The 17001-nt window shown below is 39.4% G+C and carries 15 protein-coding genes; 13 read left to right on the forward strand and 2 right to left on the reverse strand.

Features of this window, described 5'->3' with window-relative positions; translation table 11 throughout:
* Positions 1-12: 12 nt before the first annotated feature.
* The 10 genes from ACT4_RS08225 (at position 13) to rapA (ending at position 12001) form a co-directional block, all read left to right on the forward strand.
* On the forward strand, positions 13-1011 hold the full coding sequence (locus ACT4_RS08225) for an HlyD family efflux transporter periplasmic adaptor subunit (RefSeq protein ID WP_007481329.1): 999 nt from the start codon (positions 13-15) through the stop codon (positions 1009-1011).
* 10 nt (positions 1012-1021) lie between these two features.
* Positions 1022-2794 carry an ATP-binding cassette domain-containing protein gene (locus ACT4_RS08230; protein WP_007481330.1) on the forward strand — a complete coding sequence of 591 codons (1773 nt, stop codon included), beginning with the start codon at positions 1022-1024 and terminating at the stop codon, positions 2792-2794.
* Entirely contained in the window at positions 2794-3915 is a 1122-nt protein-coding gene (locus ACT4_RS08235) for an ABC transporter permease (protein WP_007481331.1), read from the forward strand. Before ACT4_RS08230 ends, ACT4_RS08235 begins: the two co-directional genes overlap by 1 nt.
* Positions 3916-3919: 4 nt before the next feature.
* Positions 3920-5035: an ABC transporter permease gene (locus ACT4_RS08240; protein WP_007481332.1), complete on the forward strand. Its 1116-nt coding sequence runs from the start codon at positions 3920-3922 to the stop codon at positions 5033-5035.
* 117 nt (positions 5036-5152) lie between these two features.
* Positions 5153-5263: a hypothetical protein gene (locus tag ACT4_RS17390; RefSeq protein ID WP_201786693.1), complete on the forward strand. Its 111-nt coding sequence runs from the start codon at positions 5153-5155 to the stop codon at positions 5261-5263.
* A 212-nt stretch (positions 5264-5475) separates the two neighbouring features.
* On the forward strand, positions 5476-6087 hold the full coding sequence (gene thiE, locus ACT4_RS08245; RefSeq protein WP_007481333.1) for a thiamine phosphate synthase: 612 nt from the start codon (positions 5476-5478) through the stop codon (positions 6085-6087).
* A gap of 82 nt (positions 6088-6169) precedes the next feature.
* Positions 6170-7468: a glutamate-1-semialdehyde 2,1-aminomutase gene (gene hemL, locus ACT4_RS08250; RefSeq protein WP_007481334.1), complete on the forward strand. Its 1299-nt coding sequence runs from the start codon at positions 6170-6172 to the stop codon at positions 7466-7468.
* A gap of 348 nt (positions 7469-7816) precedes the next feature.
* The gene (locus ACT4_RS08255; RefSeq protein WP_007481335.1) at positions 7817-8233 is read left to right on the forward strand and encodes a heme-binding protein; all 417 of its coding nucleotides are present in this window, start codon (positions 7817-7819) and stop codon (positions 8231-8233) included.
* A gap of 142 nt (positions 8234-8375) precedes the next feature.
* Entirely contained in the window at positions 8376-9020 is a 645-nt protein-coding gene (locus ACT4_RS08260; RefSeq protein WP_007481336.1) for an RluA family pseudouridine synthase, read from the forward strand.
* A 143-nt stretch (positions 9021-9163) separates the two neighbouring features.
* Positions 9164-12001, forward strand: a complete 2838-nt coding sequence (gene rapA / locus ACT4_RS08265; protein WP_007481337.1) for an RNA polymerase-associated protein RapA — start codon at positions 9164-9166, stop codon at positions 11999-12001.
* Between the two features lie 60 nt (positions 12002-12061).
* Here the strand turns inward: rapA and dps are convergent, their stop codons facing one another.
* On the reverse strand, positions 12062-12559 hold the full coding sequence (gene dps, locus ACT4_RS08270) for a DNA starvation/stationary phase protection protein Dps (RefSeq protein WP_004880945.1): 498 nt from the start codon (positions 12557-12559) through the stop codon (positions 12062-12064).
* 250 nt (positions 12560-12809) lie between these two features.
* Here dps and ACT4_RS08275 point away from each other — a divergent pair, with 250 nt between their 5' ends.
* Positions 12810-13943 (forward strand): DUF389 domain-containing protein, encoded by a 1134-nt coding sequence (locus ACT4_RS08275; protein ID WP_007481338.1) that lies wholly within the window; start codon positions 12810-12812, stop codon positions 13941-13943.
* A 24-nt stretch (positions 13944-13967) separates the two neighbouring features.
* Here the strand turns inward: ACT4_RS08275 and fabR are convergent, their stop codons facing one another.
* A complete protein-coding gene (gene fabR / locus ACT4_RS08280; RefSeq protein WP_007481339.1) occupies positions 13968-14663 on the reverse strand; it encodes an HTH-type transcriptional repressor FabR in 696 nt (231 codons plus the stop codon).
* A 140-nt stretch (positions 14664-14803) separates the two neighbouring features.
* Here fabR and ACT4_RS08285 point away from each other — a divergent pair, with 140 nt between their 5' ends.
* Together ACT4_RS08285 and ACT4_RS08290 are read left to right on the forward strand one after the other, a co-directional pair.
* Complete coding sequence (locus ACT4_RS08285; RefSeq protein ID WP_007481340.1) at positions 14804-15871, forward strand: ferredoxin reductase; 1068 nt, start codon at positions 14804-14806, stop codon at positions 15869-15871.
* 14 nt (positions 15872-15885) lie between these two features.
* On the forward strand, positions 15886-16980 hold the full coding sequence (locus ACT4_RS08290; RefSeq protein ID WP_007481341.1) for an acyl-CoA desaturase: 1095 nt from the start codon (positions 15886-15888) through the stop codon (positions 16978-16980).
* Positions 16981-17001 lie beyond the last annotated feature (21 nt).

Genomic DNA, 17001 nt, shown 5'->3' on the forward strand with positions numbered 1-17001 from the left:
AGGTCTGATTCCATGAACAAGAAAGTTATTGCTGTTGCTGTGGTCAGTATCATTGTTCTCTTAGCAGTTGTGCTTTGGTTCTTTAATAAAGATAAAAATACTGAACAGGAACTCACACTCTATGGAAATGTCGATATTCGCCAGATTTCACTCGCTTTTGAACAAACAGGAAGAATCCAGTCCTTATCAGTGCAAGAGGGAGATAAAGTTAAAAAAGGGCAAGTATTGGCAGAATTAAAAACAGATGCTTTGAAGATTCAAGAACAGCAAGCGGAAGCGCAGTTGAATGTACAAAAGCAGGCAATGATTGAGCAAGAAGTAGGAACTCGACCTGAACAAATTACACAGGCAAAAGCACAGCTGGTATCAGCCCAAGCTCAACTAGACAAAGCAAATAAAGATTATCAACGCTTACAGATTTTGAATAAAAGTACCTCTGGCCAAGCGATTAGCAAACAAGAACTAGATTTTGCACAGAGTAATCAAGCTACAGCAGCAGCTTCAGTGAAAGAGCGTGAAGCGAATTTAGCATTACTAGAAAAAGGGGCACGTGCTGAAGATCGTGCTGCGACTAAGGCGCAATATCAGGCAACGCACGCAAATTTAGATTTAATCAAATACCAACTTACACAAAGTGAGTTGCGCTCACCAGTAGGTGCAGTGGTGCGTGCTAGGTTGCAAGAAGTGGGAGATATGACCAACCCTCAGAAAGCAGTGTATACCTTGGCACTGACTGATCCGAAGTGGGTGAGAGTGTATGCAAATGAAAAAGATTTAGACTGGATTAAAATGGGATCAGTTGCCCAAATCATTCGCGATTCTAAGCCCGATCAACCTATCCACGGAAAAATTGGCTATATCTCATCTGTTGCAGAATTTACCCCTAAAACAGTGCAAACAGAAGACATCCGAACAACCTTGGTCTATGAGGTTCGAGTTTATGTAAATGATCCAAATGATCAATTAAAAATGGGGCAGCCTGTCACCGTTAAAATTGCCAAGGACAAGTGAGTGAACGCTGATGAATACTTTGTCTAAAGTGGTGGTGGCGCGTGACTTAACCCAAGTCTTTCCGTCTGAAAATAAAAAAGGGAAAGACATAAATGCACTCCAAGATTTAAATATTACAGTCAAAGCAGGACAGCTTACGGCATTGGTTGGACCCGATGGTGCGGGTAAAACAACTTTTTTGCGCTTGATTGCAGGCTTGTATCAGCCAAGTTCAGGTTCTTTGGAAGTACTTGGAATTGATGTTGCTAAAGATCCTCAATCAGTACAAGACCGAATCAGCTATATGCCACAACGGTTTGGTTTATATGAAGATTTAAGTATTCAAGAAAATTTGGATTTGTATGCAGATTTGCATGGCGTAGCTCATGCTGTACGTAAACAACGATTTGCTCGTTTATTAGAAATTACCGATTTAGCCCATTTTACTGAACGCCCAGCAGGGAAACTTTCAGGTGGAATGAAACAAAAATTAGGTTTGGCTTGTACCTTAGTTCGCTCACCAGAACTGCTATTACTCGATGAGCCGAGTGTCGGTGTTGATCCCTTATCGAGAAGAGATCTATGGATCATTATCAAACAGTTGGTTCAGGAAGAAAATTTAAGTGTCATCATTAGCACGGCATATATGGATGAAGCAGAACGTTGTTCAGAAGTGTATGTGATGTATGAAGGTAAAATTTTACAACAAGGCACGCCATCTGAGCTTAGTGAAAAAGTAAGAGGCCAAACTTGGCAGGTTGAACCACCAAAACAAATGAAGGCAAGGGTTTTACAAGCCCAGTTATTAGATAATCATAAATATATTGTAGATGCCGTTCCTAAAGGCGATGTTGTCCGTTTTATTACTCAACCTACATATCCTGAATTGCCAATAGAATATTTACCTTCAAATGCAGTGGTTACACCTAGAAAACCTGAGTTAGAAGATGCATTTATGAGCTTTTTACATCAAGCTCAACAACAAAAAATTGAAGTTAAAAATAGCAATGAAAATGCTTTGCTTGAATCCCAAAAGCAGTTAGCTGAAACACCGCAATCAGCCATTATCGTCAAAGACTTAGTACGAAAATTTGGTGATTTTACCGCAGTTGCAAATACATCCTTTGATGTGCAACGCGGTGAAATTTTTGGGTTGTTAGGGCCAAATGGCGCAGGGAAGACAACAACTTTTAGAATGCTGTGTGGTTTATTGCCTGCAAGTAGTGGCACTTTAGAAGTTGCTGGAATGAACTTGCGCACAGCACGCGCACAGGCGAGAGCAAAAATTGGTTATGTCTCTCAGAAATTCGCTTTATATAGCAATTTAACGGTACTTGATAATTTAAAATTTTTTGGTGGTGCTTATGGTTTATCTGGAAAGAAGCTTAACCAACAAATAGACAAAGCACTGCATCAATTTCAATTACAGCCACATGCTAAAAGTGGTGATTTACCGAATGGATTTAAACAACGTTTGTCGATGGCTGCGGCTTTATTGCATCAGCCTGAGATTATCTTTTTAGATGAGCCTACTAGTGGGATTGACCCTTTGGCAAGGCGTTCTTTTTGGTACAGCATAGGAGAGCTCGCCAATCAAGGGATTACCATTATTATTACTACGCATTTTATGGAAGAGGCTGAATATTGTGATCGAATTGCGATTCAAGATGCTGGAAAATTATTAGCACTTGGTTCACCAAAACAAGTTCGGCAAATGGCAGGTGAAACGAGCCATAGTGATATGAATCGTGCATTTATGTCTATTGTGGAACAAGCACGTTCTCGTAAGCAGGAGCATACATAATGAGTATCTCTGTAGCTCGCTTGATGGCATTAATCAAAAAAGAAACAAATCAATTATTACGAGATAAAAGTAGTTTAGCGATAGGACTGATTTTACCGATTATCCTGATTTTACTGTTCGGTTATGGCTTATCTTTCGATTTAAATAACGGACGTGTCGGTGTGGTCGTTCAGAACGTAACGTCACAGAGTAATCAGTTAATTTCAGGCTTGAATGGAACGCGCTATATAACAGCAGTGCCTTATACAAGTTTTGCCCAAGCTGAACAAGCGATGGGACGGGCTGAGATTGATGCGATTGTAAATGTTCCTGCTGACTTTGCTCAAGCCAGTACAAATCAAGCTGCGACCATTCAAATCATTACTAATGGGCGATCGACCAGTATTGCTTCAGCTTTGCAAGGCTATATTTCTAGTGCGCTAACAACAGCCCAAGCGATCCAGTCTGATCGTCAAAATATGCAGGTTTCCAATGGAGTGATCAGTGTTGAACTAAGGATTTGGTTTAATGAATCTGCAAATAGCACTTGGTTTTTAGTTCCAGGCTTGATTGTTCTGATCCTCACTTTAATTGGTGCTTTTTTAACAGGTTTATTAATCGCAAGAGAAAGAGATCGGGGAACGTTAGAGGCATTATTTGTCACACCAGTACGACCACTAGAAATTGTACTTGCCAAATTAACGCCTTATATCGTGATTGGCATGATAGATATTGGCGTGTGTTTATTGGCAGCGGCATTTATTTTTGATGTGCCGATTCGAGCTTCATTGACGTCAATTATCAGTGCTTCATTTTTATATTTATTGGTTTCGTTGTTAATGGGACTGACGATTTCAGGCGCTTCTAAAAGCCAATTTCAAGCCAGCCAAATTGCTTTATTGGCAAGCTTTATGCCTGCCATGATGCTCTCAGGATTTGTATTTGATACGCGAAATTTACCTTTTGTAGTACAGCTCATTAGTCAAATTATTCCTGCAACGCATTTTATGACCTTGATCAAAACGTTGTTTCTAGGTGGTGATGATTGGTATTTGTGGACAAAAGAATGTGCAATTTTAATGCTCTATGTTGTGCTATTCACCTTTGCATCGTGTTTGTCATTAAAAAAGAGATTGAGGTAATAACATGATTCAAAAAATAGTCGTGTGGTTAAATTATCTCTTGGTTTTAGTGAAGAAAGAATTCCTCACTATTTTTAGTGATCCCGCAAATCGAATTATTTTATTTGTGCCAGCGCTGATGCAGGCGTTATTGTTTGGCTATGCTGCAAGTTATGATGTCAATCATGTGGACTATGCCGTCTTAGATCAAAGCAAAGGACAAGTTTCACAGCAATTATTATCTCATCTTGATGGTTCGGGTATTTTTAATCGAACGGCCACGCTCAATAATGCTACTCAGATCAAAACTGTAGTCGATGATCGTACTGCTTTGGCCGTAATTAGTATTCCTTCAGATTTTGAAGACAAACTGGCTCAAGGCGAAGTTTCTCCGATACAGGTTATCTTAGACGGTCGAAATTCATCAACGGCAGGTATGGCTGGGTCTTATATCAATAGTGTCGTCGCAAAAGTAAATCAGGAGCGCTTAGGGCAAGCATCAGTCAACTTAGAGGTACGAACTTGGTATAACCCAAATCAGGAATCACGTTGGGGGATTATGCCATCGTTAATTGCCGCATTAAGTATGATGCAAACATTATTGCTATCCTCACTTTCGGTAGCACGAGAAAGAGAACAAGGAACTTTTGACCAGCTATTAGTAACGCCTTATACACCGATTCATATCATGATTGGTAAGGCTTTGCCGCCTATTTTTGTCGGTTTGATGCAATCGACTATTATTCTTTGCATCATTTTATTTTGGTTTCAAATTCCAATGAATGGCTCCTTAACTCTACTTTATTTTGGCTTATTGTTTTTTAATATTGCTGTTGTTGGAGTTGGACTGTCCATTTCAGCAATTTCTCTCAATATGCAACAAGCAATGTTATTTACATTCTTTATTATCATGCCATTAATGTTGTTATCTGGTTTGTTGACACCAGTTCAGAATATGCCGCATGCGCTAGAGATTGCGACTTATGCGAACCCGCTGCGTTTTGGAATTGATCTTGTACAGCGAGTGTATTTAGAGGGGGCAACGTTTTCACAAGTGAAGTGGGATTTTGTACCTATGTTTGTACTCGCGATAATCACATTACCTTTAGCTGCATGGCTGTTTAGAAATCGTCTGTCTTAGGTCTTTTGAAAAAAGATCAGCTGTCTGTTATAGCTTTTTAATCAGATTCTGTACCTACAGGTTGGATATTGAAATGGGCACAATAAACATAAGCTAGTTTTATGTTGAGGTGTGAAGGTGAGCTTTTTAAGAAAGAAAAATAATGCGAGCTTTGTTTTTATTATTATTACACTCTATGCCTTTTTGGGTTTTGGTTTGGGCTATATCATTTGGGAGTATTTTCTCTGATTTATAATGGTTAGTTTCTCATTGAAAAATCGTAGGCGGCTTTAAAAAGCGTAAGTTATTAAATGTGTCATTAACAAATGTGTGCGAAAAGACAGTGAGCTTGAGTGCTAAAAATATCGTGTCGATATTCTGAACATTGGATAAATTGAGTATAGATTCCAATACACAGATTGACTAAAGTATCACTCGAAAATATCTTTATCGAGTGATTTATGCGCGGTCTTTATCTCATCACCAATGATGATCCAATACAATTATTATTAGAAAAATTAGATGTTGCGTTATCGACTGGGCAGGTTGCCATTTTACAGTATCGCCGTAAAAAAATAGCAAAACTAGATCAGCCATTAGAAGTGCAACAGATCAAAGCACTTTGTGAAAAGCATCAAGTCCCGTTTGTCATTAATGATGATTTAGACTTGGCTGAACAGTTTGGTTTAGGTGTACATCTTGGACAATCTGATGGTGAAATAAGTGATGCTGCTGCGCGTTTACCGAAAGGTGTGATTATAGGTCGTACCTGCTTAAACTCACTGGAGTTGGCTGAACAGGCGATTGCTGATGGTGCAACTTATGTGGCCTTTGGTGCAGTTTATGCCACTTCAACCAAACCAGAAGCAGGTAATGTCGGCATCGAAGTCATTAAACAAGCTAAACAAAAATTCGCTGTACCAATTTGTGCGATTGGCGGTTTGACCGTTGAAAATTCTCAAGTGGTGATTGAGGCAGGTGCAAGCCTTTGTGCGGTAATTAGTGATATATTAGGGCGATCTACAGCCGAAATTCCTGCTCGTGTAAATGCATGGGCAACGTTATTTGACTAATTATATGTATCCGTTTTGCGGAAATTTTATTGTTTCTCGGAACGACAACGTTCCTCGTCCTCGATTTTAGGTTGAGTCTTTTATGAGCTTATCTCCAAAGCAAGAACAGCTATTTAAACAAGCAAATAAACATATTCCAGGTGGTGTAAATTCACCTGTACGTGCATTTAACGGTGTTGGTGGTACGCCTGTCTTTATTGAAAAGGCAAAAGGTGCGTATTTGTGGGATGTTGATGGTAAGCGCTATGTGGACTATGTCGGTTCATGGGGGCCAATGATTTTGGGTCACGCGCATCCAGATATTATTCAAGCAGTACAAACTGCTGCGGAAGATGGCTTAAGCTTTGGTGCGCCAACGGTACACGAAACCACTTTGGCAGATACCATCTGCGAGATCATGCCTTCAATCGAATTGGTGCGTATGACCAGTTCAGGTACTGAAGCAACCATGACGGCGATTCGTTTGGCTCGTGGTTACACAGGTCGTGACAAGATTGTAAAGTTTGAAGGCTGCTACCACGGTCATTCGGATTCATTATTAGTGAAAGCAGGTTCAGGCTTATTGACTTTAGGGGAAGGAGAACCAACCTCAAAAGGTGTACCTGCTGATTTTGCAAAACATACCTTAACGCTGCCATATAACAACATCGAAGCATTGAAAGAATGCTTTAGTAAATTTGGTCATGAAATTGCAGGCGTGATCATTGAGCCTGTTGCAGGCAACATGAACTTGGTAACGCCAATTGATGGTTTCTTGCAAGCGATCCGTGATGTCTGTGATGAATACAAATCAGTCTTTATCATTGATGAAGTGATGACCGGTTTCCGTGTCGCTTTAGGTGGTGCCCAATCGGTCTATAACGTTAAACCTGACTTGACCACGTTGGGTAAAATCATTGGTGCAGGCTTACCTGTCGGTGCTTTTGGTGGTAAACGTGAAATTATGGAATGCATCGCACCTTTAGGTGGTGTTTATCAAGCAGGAACATTGTCAGGCAACCCATTGGCTATGCGCGCGGGTATTGCAATGTTTAAACATTTACGTGAACCAGAGTTTTATGACAAGCTCGCTGCTCAGTTAGCAAAATTACTTGCAGGTTTGCAGACGGCCGCAGACGAAGCAGGGATTCCATTCAAGACCCAGCAAGTGGGTGGCATGTTTGGTTTGTATTTTACCGATCAAGATGACATTACTAGCTTTGATTCAATGTTGGCTTGTGATGTTGAAGCATTTAAGAAATTCTTCCATGGCATGTTAAAGCGTGGTGTCTATCTCGCACCATCAGCATTTGAAGCTGGATTTATTTCATCTATGCATTCAGATCAAGATATTGCAGACACTATTCAGGCAGCAAAAGAAACTTTTGCAGAAATGAAATAATGCTATGATGCATACAGAAGCCCGATTCATTCGGGCTTTTTTTATGGATGCATTTTAATTGAGCTGAATATAGAGCTTAACAGGTTTAAAAATAATGCTTGATCGCAACGGAATCTTACTGAAGTCTCATTTATTTTTTACGATAAAACTAAGCTAAGAATAGCAAAAAATATAAAGAATCTTTACTGTACCACTGAGTAAAATATGCTTGAATAATCAACTATCTTTGTGTTTGTCTTTAGCTGCTCCAAAGCGTGGATATATTGGCTTAGGCAGGCTGTAAGATAGTGCTGATAATATAATTTTAAACAAACTTTTTATAAGAAACTCATAGGAATGGAGTAACGGATGAAAACTAAACATTATTTAATTGCTGCGGATGTAGAAATTCTGGTTGATGCAGCATCACAATATGCAACAGAACATAGCTTTAATGTCAGTATTGCAGTGGTTGATGAAGGTGGAACGCTGCTGATGATGAAGCGTATGGATGGTGCATCCGTATTATCGACCGAAATTTGTCAAGAAAAAGCAAAATCTGCTGCAGTAAGCCGTAGAGCAACCAAAGTATCAGAAGATATGATCCGTGATGGTAAAATTGGCTTTTTAACCATAAATGCTGCAAACGGCATGTTAGAAGGTGGTGAGCCGATTGTTTATCAAGGGCAGGTAGTAGGGGCTGTTGGTATTTCAGGTGTACAATCTTTTCAAGATGCAGAAATTGCTCAGCATGCGATTCAACAATTCCTAGAGCAACAGACCTAAATCATCATTTAAATTCAATTCTGGATGAAATATCGAGAGAAACACGAAAAAAAAGAGTAAAAATACGTGTCATGCATTGTAATTCAGCGCCAAGCTTTTTATGATTGCCCGCTTGTTTTCATCCAGTCGTTGGAAGGCTACCTTGAGTGATTTTCTAAGTGAACATTTGATTCATCGTGATGAAGATTTTATGGTCATCCATAAACCAGCAGGCTTACTGACCGTGCCAGGGAAAACACCTGATTTACAAAATTGTTTGATCAATCGCTTATTAGAACTAGAACAAAAAACTTTACTGATTCATCGTTTAGATCGTGATACCTCTGGCATCTTAGTGTTTGGTTTGTCTAAATTTGGACAGAGTCATATTTCACGCCAATTCCAAGATCGTCAAACCTCAAAAATTTATCAAGCTTTGGTTGTAGGACATTTAGAAGGTCAGGGTACTGTCGATATTCCTGTGATTTATGATCCAAGTCGCCCGCCATTACATATCGTTGATACTAATCATCACAAACCTGCATTAACCGAATGGCAAGTGATCGAACATCTAGAAATTCAAGGACAAGCTGTAACTCGAGTCAAATTGATTCCGATTACAGGACGTTCACATCAGCTTCGTGTGCATATGCAATATCTTGGTCATCCGATTCTCGGTGATACCCTATATGCCACACCTGAACAGCAGCAGCTTTACGATCGATTGTGTTTACATGCAACACAATTGAGTTTCGCTCATCCTAAAACAGGTGCACAACTCAGCTTTGATTGTGCAGTGCCGTTTTAGTCTAAAACTTTTTTATGAAACACGATGTGATGCACGCTATTTGATCGTGCTTTGTGTCAAAATACATTGTTGAAAACTACATAAAATGCCTTAAATTTAATCTGATTTAAGGAATACAATATGTGGGCTAACTTGAGATAAAGGTGGAAAAATTGCAGCAGTTTGCTATTGGTCAACGTTGGTTATCAGATACAGAAACTGAACTTGGTTTAGGTGTTCTTATTGATGTCGATGAACGTTCTATCAGCATTTTATTCCCTAAAAGTGATGAAACTCGTGTCTATGCACGAAACAATGCGCCTTTATCTCGCATCATCTTTAACGTTAATGATGAAGTACAAGACCAAGAAGGCGTCAAGTGGACTGTTGAGTCGATTGAAGACCGTCATGGTGTCCTTCGTTATGATGTAGTTCGTACACTGGAAAATGGCGAACAAGAACGCAAGTCACTGAACGAAACCCGTATCGGTGCGCAAATCCAGCTGTCAAAACCTTTAGAACGTCTGTTGGCAAGCCAAGTCGATTATAAAGAGTGGTATGACCTCCGCATTGAAGCAATGTTGTTGCAAGCGCAAATGCATACGAGTCCTTTACGTGGTTTTCTTGGTGCGCGTGTCGGTTTAATTCCGCATCAGCTTTATATAGCGCATGAAGTTGGTAAGCGTTTTGCGCCACGCGTTTTATTGGCTGATGAAGTGGGTTTAGGTAAAACCATTGAAGCAGGTTTGATCATTCATCAACAACTGAAAACAGGACGTTCAGAACGTATCCTGATTTTAGTGCCTGATTCACTGCAATATCAGTGGATGATTGAAATGCGCCGTCGTTTCAATCTGCAATTCTCATTGTTTGATTTAACCCGTACTGCTTCGATCAAAGAACATGATCCTGATTTGAATCCGTTCTTGACTGAACAATGCATTATTGCCAGCGTTGACCTGATGGTTGACCATGATGACTTGCGTGATCAGGCGATGGAAGCTGGTTTTGATCTATTAGTTGTCGATGAAGCACATCATTTGATGTGGAGTGAAGAAGAAGGCGGCAATGATCGTTATGATCTAGTCGAAGAACTTGCAGAGCAAACTGCGGGTGTTTTATTACTCACTGCAACACCTGAACAGTTAGGTGTAGAAAGTCATTTTGCACGTTTACGGTTACTCGATCCGCAACGTTTTAGTAGCTTAGATCGTTTTCTTGACGAAGAAGAACAATATCAACAAACGGCAAAAGTTGCTGAAGTGTTGATGTCTGATGATCCATTAACAGAAGAGCATCTTACTGCATTGGATGGCTTATTGGGTCATCGTATTGATGATCAGCCTGAACAGCGTATGCGTGCGATTCACGAATTATTGGATCGTCATGGTACAGGTCGTATTTTGTTCCGTAATACCCGTGAAGCGATTCAAGGCTTCCCAGGTCGTGATTGCCAACCTGCACCTTTACCTGCACCAGATGACTGGTCTTTCGATGGCAAAATGCGTGAGCAAATGTGGCCAGAAGAAGGTCAACTTGATGGCGCGTGGATGGAGAATGATCCGCGTGTACCTTGGTTGATGGAAGTTTTGCGTAAAGATTTAAAACATAAAAAAGTGTTGTTGATTGCGCGTAGTGGGCCAGTGGTTGAAGCCTTGGAAAATGTTTTGCGCTTACATGCGGGCATTCGTACCGCAATGTTCCATGAAGGCATGAGCTTATTGGAACGCGACCAGGCGGCTGCATACTTTGCAGAAGACAGCTATGGCGCACAGATTCTTCTTTGTTCGGAAATTGGTTCTGAAGGACGTAACTTCCAGTTTGCCAGTGATTTGATTTTATTTGATTTACCTGCAAACCCTGACGTACTTGAACAGCGTATTGGTCGTTTGGATCGTATTGGTCAAGAAAACCGTATTCAAATTCATGTGCCTTATCTCATGGGTACAGCGCAAGAGCGTATGTTCCGTTGGTATAACGAAGCACTTAATATTTTCAGCAATATTTCTCCTACGGCACAAACACTACAAGAAAACTTTATTGTTGAACTGAAAGACTGCTTATTGGCGGATCAAGGTCAGACTTTTGAAGATTTACTCGAAGAAGTGAATGTACAACGTCAAGCATTGGAAGCTGAATTACAAGCAGGTCGTGACCGTTTGCTTGAGTACAACTCTTGTCGTCCTGTTGTAGCGCAGGGCATTGTTCAAGCGCTTGAAGATTATGATGACAACACCACTTTGCCGATGTTTGTGAAGCGTTTCATGTCATCAACCAATATTGATTTTGACGAGCAAAGTAACGGTACAGTGATCATCAAACCAACGGATCAAATGCAAGTTCAAGGTCTAACCTTGGATGAAGAAGGCATGACGGCGACCTTCTATCGTGATCAGGCACAGATTCGTGAAGATGCTCAGTATTTGACTTTGGAACACCCATTTATTGAAAGTGTGATGGAAATGATCCGTACACAGTCATTTGGTAGTACCAATGTTGCGTTGCTGAAATCAAATGCATTGAAGCAGGGTTCAGTCTTACTTGAGGTTTGGTTTAAGGTTGATGTAGTTGCACCAAAAGCTCTGAATTTACCAGCAAGTTTGCCAAAGCAATTGATCCGTGTATTACTTAGTGAAAATGGTCAAGACTTGTCTGCGAAGATTGATCCAAGCATTTTGCGTCCATATTTACATCATTTAGATGGCAATAGCTGTCGTCAAGTGGTGAAAGCGCGTCGTGAAGTAATTGAGTCACGTTATGCACAAGCTTTGGATATTGCAAAAGAATCATTGCCAGAGTTAATGCAACAAGCGAAAGAACATTACAGTGGAAAATGGCAATATGAAATTGACCGTTTAGCTTACCTCAAGCAATTTAACCCAAGTATTCGCCAAGATGAAATCGAGCGTTTACAGAAGTTCCAAAAAGAAGGGTTAGGCTTACTTGATAGTTTGTCTGTGACACCAGAAGCAATTCAAGTCTTAGTTGTAGTTAAACCTTAACTGAGATAGAAACAAAAAAAGAGGACAATTGAGTCCTCTTTTTTATTTGCTAAAAAATAATTAGCTTTGCTCAATATTGGCTTCCAAGAACCATAAATATTGATCAAGGTCTTCTAAAGCTGCATGAATAATATCTTCCGAAATTGGATCTTTAATTTCATCAATCGTATCGCGTAAATGATTCGCAACGACACCATAACGATCAGCAAGCTCTTTTAAATGATCTTGAACCGCATGAATCGCCACAGGATATGGTTTTAAGTGTGACGTTTCAGAAACTGTCTGAGTTGTACCCAAAGCTGTACCACCGATTTGTACTGCACGCTCAGCGACATTGTCTAAGTGGGTAATAATTGAAGTACGGAACATATCTAACATTTCATGCACTGCGATGAAATTACTACCACGCATGTTCCAATGCGCTTGCTTGGTTAATAATGATAAATCGATAAGATTGGCAAGAATTTGATTTAATATTTTTACAGTCGCTTCTTTAATCGAATCATCTAAATTATTACGTGTATAAACTTTTAAATTTTTCGCTGCTGAAGAATTCATAGTTACCTCATTCAGTTATCGTTTGTGAAACACAGTGAATAAAAACTATTTATTTCATATTTAGAGTAAGCCGTGAGCGGCCAGATGAGTGTTCGAATTGTTAAGCCTTTTGTAAATTATAGTGAGTTTAAATACCTTTTTTGAAGTGATTACAGCATCTTAGGTTAAAGTAGACTGATCTAAGATAAATGTTAAATAGCACCGATAAAATCGGTAGCCAATTTGACTTTCAAATGAAGAGATAGAACAAATGGAAAATGAAAAAGATAAAGCAACCATTGTTATTAATGATCATCCAGAACAAGAGAAGATTGAGGTTTTAAAAGAAAAGTTACGCTATAAGCAAGCATTACGTGAAAATTCTAAAAAGATAGATCATAAGCTCGTACGTCTCAACATTCAGGCAGATGCATTACCCACCAAAACATTTTTTATTATGAATGCTTTGGCTGCTGTGATCGCAGGTTATGGTCTACTCGCTGATTCTTCTGCTGTGGTGATTGGTGCGATGCTTGTGGCAATGATGCTTGGTCCAATTTCGGGGATTGCACTCTCTTTCATTGATAATCGTTGGATCTTATTCGTCACGGCATTAAAGACCTTAGCACTTGGCGTGGCAATGATTTTTGGAATAGGGGTGATATTGGGGCTTATTAATTTTAATATGCCGCTAACACATGAAATTCTATCCCGTACTCAACCGAATGTGATCGATCTAATGATTGCACTGGCAGGGGGAGCTGCTGGGGCATTTGCATCAGTTTCGCCACGATTATCCGTTGCTGTTGTTGGGGTCGCAGTTGCTACAGCACTTGTTCCACCTTTGGTTGCAAGTGGTATTTTACTTGCGCATTGGGATTTACGTCTCTCTGCGAATGCTTTGTTATTGGCGTTTACCAATATTATCGCAATTCAAATTAGTTCTTCTTTGGTGTTATGGATCGCAGGTTTTAGACGAGGATCAGATGAAGAAGTACAAAGTAATGTAATAGAATTTGTTAAACGAAACTTTGTGAGCTTACTGTTTCTGCTAGTTCTCGGTGTGTATTTAACTGCAAACTTTTTGCATATGATTCAAAAGCAAATTTATGAAACCAAAGCACGTACCGCAATCATTTCGACGTTAAATAAAAATAATAATATTATCGATAAAATACAGTTCGATGCTCAAAGTGAATATACCTTAGCCCGTGTGGTGGTCGAGGGAGATACAGTACCAAGTTCGATGGAAATTCAAAAATTAAATGAGGTTTTGCCGAAAGACATCAAAAAGAAACCCACTATTGTTCAGGTACGATTTGTACCTGTGCAAATTATTCAGGCAGGGGATAAGCAAACATTGAATTTGAGTGATCGAGCTGCTAAGCGCTTAATCACTCAATAATGAATGAAAGAATATAGAGAAGACTTAACGAATACTTGCTTCATCTAAATGACGAGCGCCTTCTAAGATCATGCGAATCATAATCATGGTTTGTTCCGCAACTTCCATGCGTTGCTCAGAAGGAATATCAATAACGCGTGCGCCCATGTTGAATACAAGTTGCGTAATTGCTTTGGCAACAAGGTCAGCGTGGCTAATTTTGCTATCATTCATTTGTTCTAAACGAATTAAATCTTCTTGGAGTTCTTGTTGAAAGAAATTAAGCTGACGATCAACCGCAGCTTTGTACGAGGTTGAACCTGTGTAGCCTTCACGAAGCAATAAACTTAAATTTCCTTCATCCGCATCAAGCTGTTGAATAAATACTTCAACTGAGCTGCGGATAATACTGTGCTGCATTGATGCCTGTAAGCGTGCTTCACGAATAATTTTACGTAGCACTAAACCAGAACGATCAATCAAAGCAATAGCTAGTTCATCAATATCTTTGAAATGACGATAAAAGCTATTTGGAGCAATACCAGCTTCACGTGCAATTTCACGTAAGCTCAATGAAGCAATGCTTTTTTGCGGGCCAATTAGATTCAAAGTTGCTTGGAATAACTCTTCTTTCGTAATTGTTGCTTTTCTGCCAACTGAACGTACAGGTGTTTTCATCGCGATGACATCTTGTTCATTTAATGTGTCTGAGCCGAGCGGTAAAAAAGAAGAATGAACCATTGTTTTCAAAATATAAGTAAGCTAGTCGGGATTATAGCTGTAGTCGATGAACTTGTGAAATGTAAATTTTTATACGAGTGTATATACAAATATATATATACATATGTATAATAATTAAAAAACGATCAGAGTTATCGCTCATGCAAGCAGTCGAAAAGAGAATTTCTCTATTCAATTCATTAGCTCAAAGCGTAATGAATAGTCATGACACCAATTTTTGGTTACAGAAAATTAATCCTTTATGGTCTGTAAATCAGCCACTTGCCAAAATCGTAAAAAAACAAATTGTGGCAAAAGATACGGTTAGTCTTATTTTGCAATGCAATCGGCATGTTAAACATGGCGTAGCAGGGCAACATCATCCTGTCACTGTAGAGATTGCTGGTCGCCATTATGAGCGTACCTATAGCATGATGCAGTTAGATCATGATCATCTGTGTTTAACTGTGAAAAAAGTGGACCAAGGTGTAGTCAGTTCATGGTTGGTCGAGCAGAGTCAAGTAGGAAATATTTTACGTTTGGGTCAACCTTACGGGGATATGCAACAACATATTAAAACTCCTCATTTGTTATTGCTTGCAGCGGGAAGTGGTATTACACCGATGTTGAGTTTAGTTGAAGGTTTGAGTCAGTCAAAGCAACTTCAAACAACAAGGGTCAAACTCATGTACTGGGTTAAAACCAATGAAGATGCTGCTTATGTCGATTATTTGACTGAAATTACAGAAAATTTCCCTAATTTTAGCTATCAGGTTTTTTATACTCAAGCTCAAGATCAACGTTTGAATCAAGCGCATATAGATCAACTTGAAAACTTAGATAACACAACTGTTTATGCATGTGGCCCATCAGGGTTTGCGGCGACAGCTGAAGCGTTATTGAGCCATGCTGCTGCGATTCAAACAGAAGCCTTTAGTTTGAGCCAATTCGATGCTGATTTAACTGATACAGGTTTTATTAACGTCACATTGACGAAATCGAATAAAACAGTTGCGATTCCGAAAGGACAGTCGATTTTATCAAGTTTAGAACAGCACGGTATCAAGCCAAATTATGGTTGCCGTATGGGTATTTGTAATAAATGTGCATGTAATAAAGCTCAAGGTGCGACACGAAATTTATTGAATGGTGCTGCCAATCAAGAACCTACTCAGTTATTAAAAATTTGTGTGAATTCAGCTCAATCAGATCTTGTGATTGATCTATAAGAGAGAAATTAACAATGAATATGCCTGTTAAAATTGAATTTTTTAAAAATCCAAAAAATCGTGATTTAACTGCCGCAGAGTTAGATGCTTTCGCTCGTGAATTAGATCAGATCAAGCAAGATGTTTTAGATGACTTGGGTGAAAAAGATGCAAAATACATCCGCCGTGTCTACTCTACGATCCGTTATAGCAGCTTTTTAGGCCGTGCTTTGCTATTTGCTGGATGGTTCCCACCAGCATGGTTATTAGGTACGGGGTTATTAGGTTTCGCCAAAATTATGGAAAACATGGAGTTAGGTCATAACGTCATGCACGGTCAGTATGATTGGATGAATGATCCAAAGTTTAATGGTCAAACTTATGAATGGGATACCGTTGGAACTTCTGACAACTGGAGACAAACGCATAACTTTAAGCATCATACTTATACCAATGTAAAGGGTATGGATGATGATGTGGGTTATGGGGTATTTCGTCTATTTCCAGAGCAACGTTGGAACAAATTTACTTTAATCCAACCGATGTATATCGTACCGTTCAGTTTGCTCTTCCAATGGGGCGTTGCCATTCAAAACCTTGAATTAGGTAAAGTGCTGTATAAACGCAAAACGATGGCGCAATTTAAGCGTGAATGGCAGCCAGCCCAAAAGAAAATAGCGAAGCAACTTTTTAAAGATTATGTGTTTTTCCCATTGATCGCTGGACCTTCGGCACTTCCTGTATTTACAGGTAATTTAGTGGCGAATGGCATTCGTAATGTATGGACTTTCAGCATTATTTTCTGTGGTCACTTTACCAAAGAAGTTGAAGTATTCCCGAAATCGGTAATACAAGATGAAAGCCGTGGACATTGGTATATGCGTCAAATTCGAGGTTCATCGAATTTGACAGGTTCGGAAGCATTTCATATTTTGACAGGGCATTTAAGCCATCAAATAGAACATCATTTATTTCCTGATATTCCTGCACGTCGTTATCGCCAAGTTGCACCTAAAGTGCAAGCTGTCTGTGAGAAATATGGTTTGCATTATAATAATGCCAGTTTTGTAAAACAGTTCGGTGAAGTGGTCGGGCGTATTTTTAAATATGCATTACCATTTAAAAAGTAAAGACAGAATAATAAAAAAGCC

Source organism: Acinetobacter sp. NBRC 100985 (assembly GCF_000241225.1).
GTDB lineage: Bacteria > Pseudomonadota > Gammaproteobacteria > Pseudomonadales > Moraxellaceae > Acinetobacter > Acinetobacter venetianus.

What these genes read in the sequence shown, in the direction of transcription:
- ACT4_RS08235 (WP_007481331.1), top strand. Translation starts at nt 2,794, where the DNA reads ATGAGTATCTCTGTAGCTCGCTTGATGGCATTAATCAAAAAAGAAACA.
- ACT4_RS08230 (WP_007481330.1), top strand. Translation starts at nt 1,022, where the DNA reads ATGAATACTTTGTCTAAAGTGGTGGTGGCGCGTGACTTAACCCAAGTC.
- ACT4_RS08225 (WP_007481329.1), top strand. Translation starts at nt 13, where the DNA reads ATGAACAAGAAAGTTATTGCTGTTGCTGTGGTCAGTATCATTGTTCTC.
- ACT4_RS08275 (WP_007481338.1), top strand. Translation starts at nt 12,810, where the DNA reads ATGGAAAATGAAAAAGATAAAGCAACCATTGTTATTAATGATCATCCA.
- thiE (WP_007481333.1), top strand. Translation starts at nt 5,476, where the DNA reads ATGCGCGGTCTTTATCTCATCACCAATGATGATCCAATACAATTATTA.
- fabR (WP_007481339.1), bottom strand. Translation starts at nt 14,663, where the DNA reads ATGGTTCATTCTTCTTTTTTACCGCTCGGCTCAGACACATTAAATGAA.
- hemL (WP_007481334.1), top strand. Translation starts at nt 6,170, where the DNA reads ATGAGCTTATCTCCAAAGCAAGAACAGCTATTTAAACAAGCAAATAAA.
- dps (WP_004880945.1), bottom strand. Translation starts at nt 12,559, where the DNA reads ATGAATTCTTCAGCAGCGAAAAATTTAAAAGTTTATACACGTAATAAT.
- ACT4_RS08290 (WP_007481341.1), top strand. Translation starts at nt 15,886, where the DNA reads ATGAATATGCCTGTTAAAATTGAATTTTTTAAAAATCCAAAAAATCGT.
- ACT4_RS08255 (WP_007481335.1), top strand. Translation starts at nt 7,817, where the DNA reads ATGAAAACTAAACATTATTTAATTGCTGCGGATGTAGAAATTCTGGTT.
- ACT4_RS08285 (WP_007481340.1), top strand. Translation starts at nt 14,804, where the DNA reads ATGCAAGCAGTCGAAAAGAGAATTTCTCTATTCAATTCATTAGCTCAA.
- ACT4_RS08240 (WP_007481332.1), top strand. Translation starts at nt 3,920, where the DNA reads ATGATTCAAAAAATAGTCGTGTGGTTAAATTATCTCTTGGTTTTAGTG.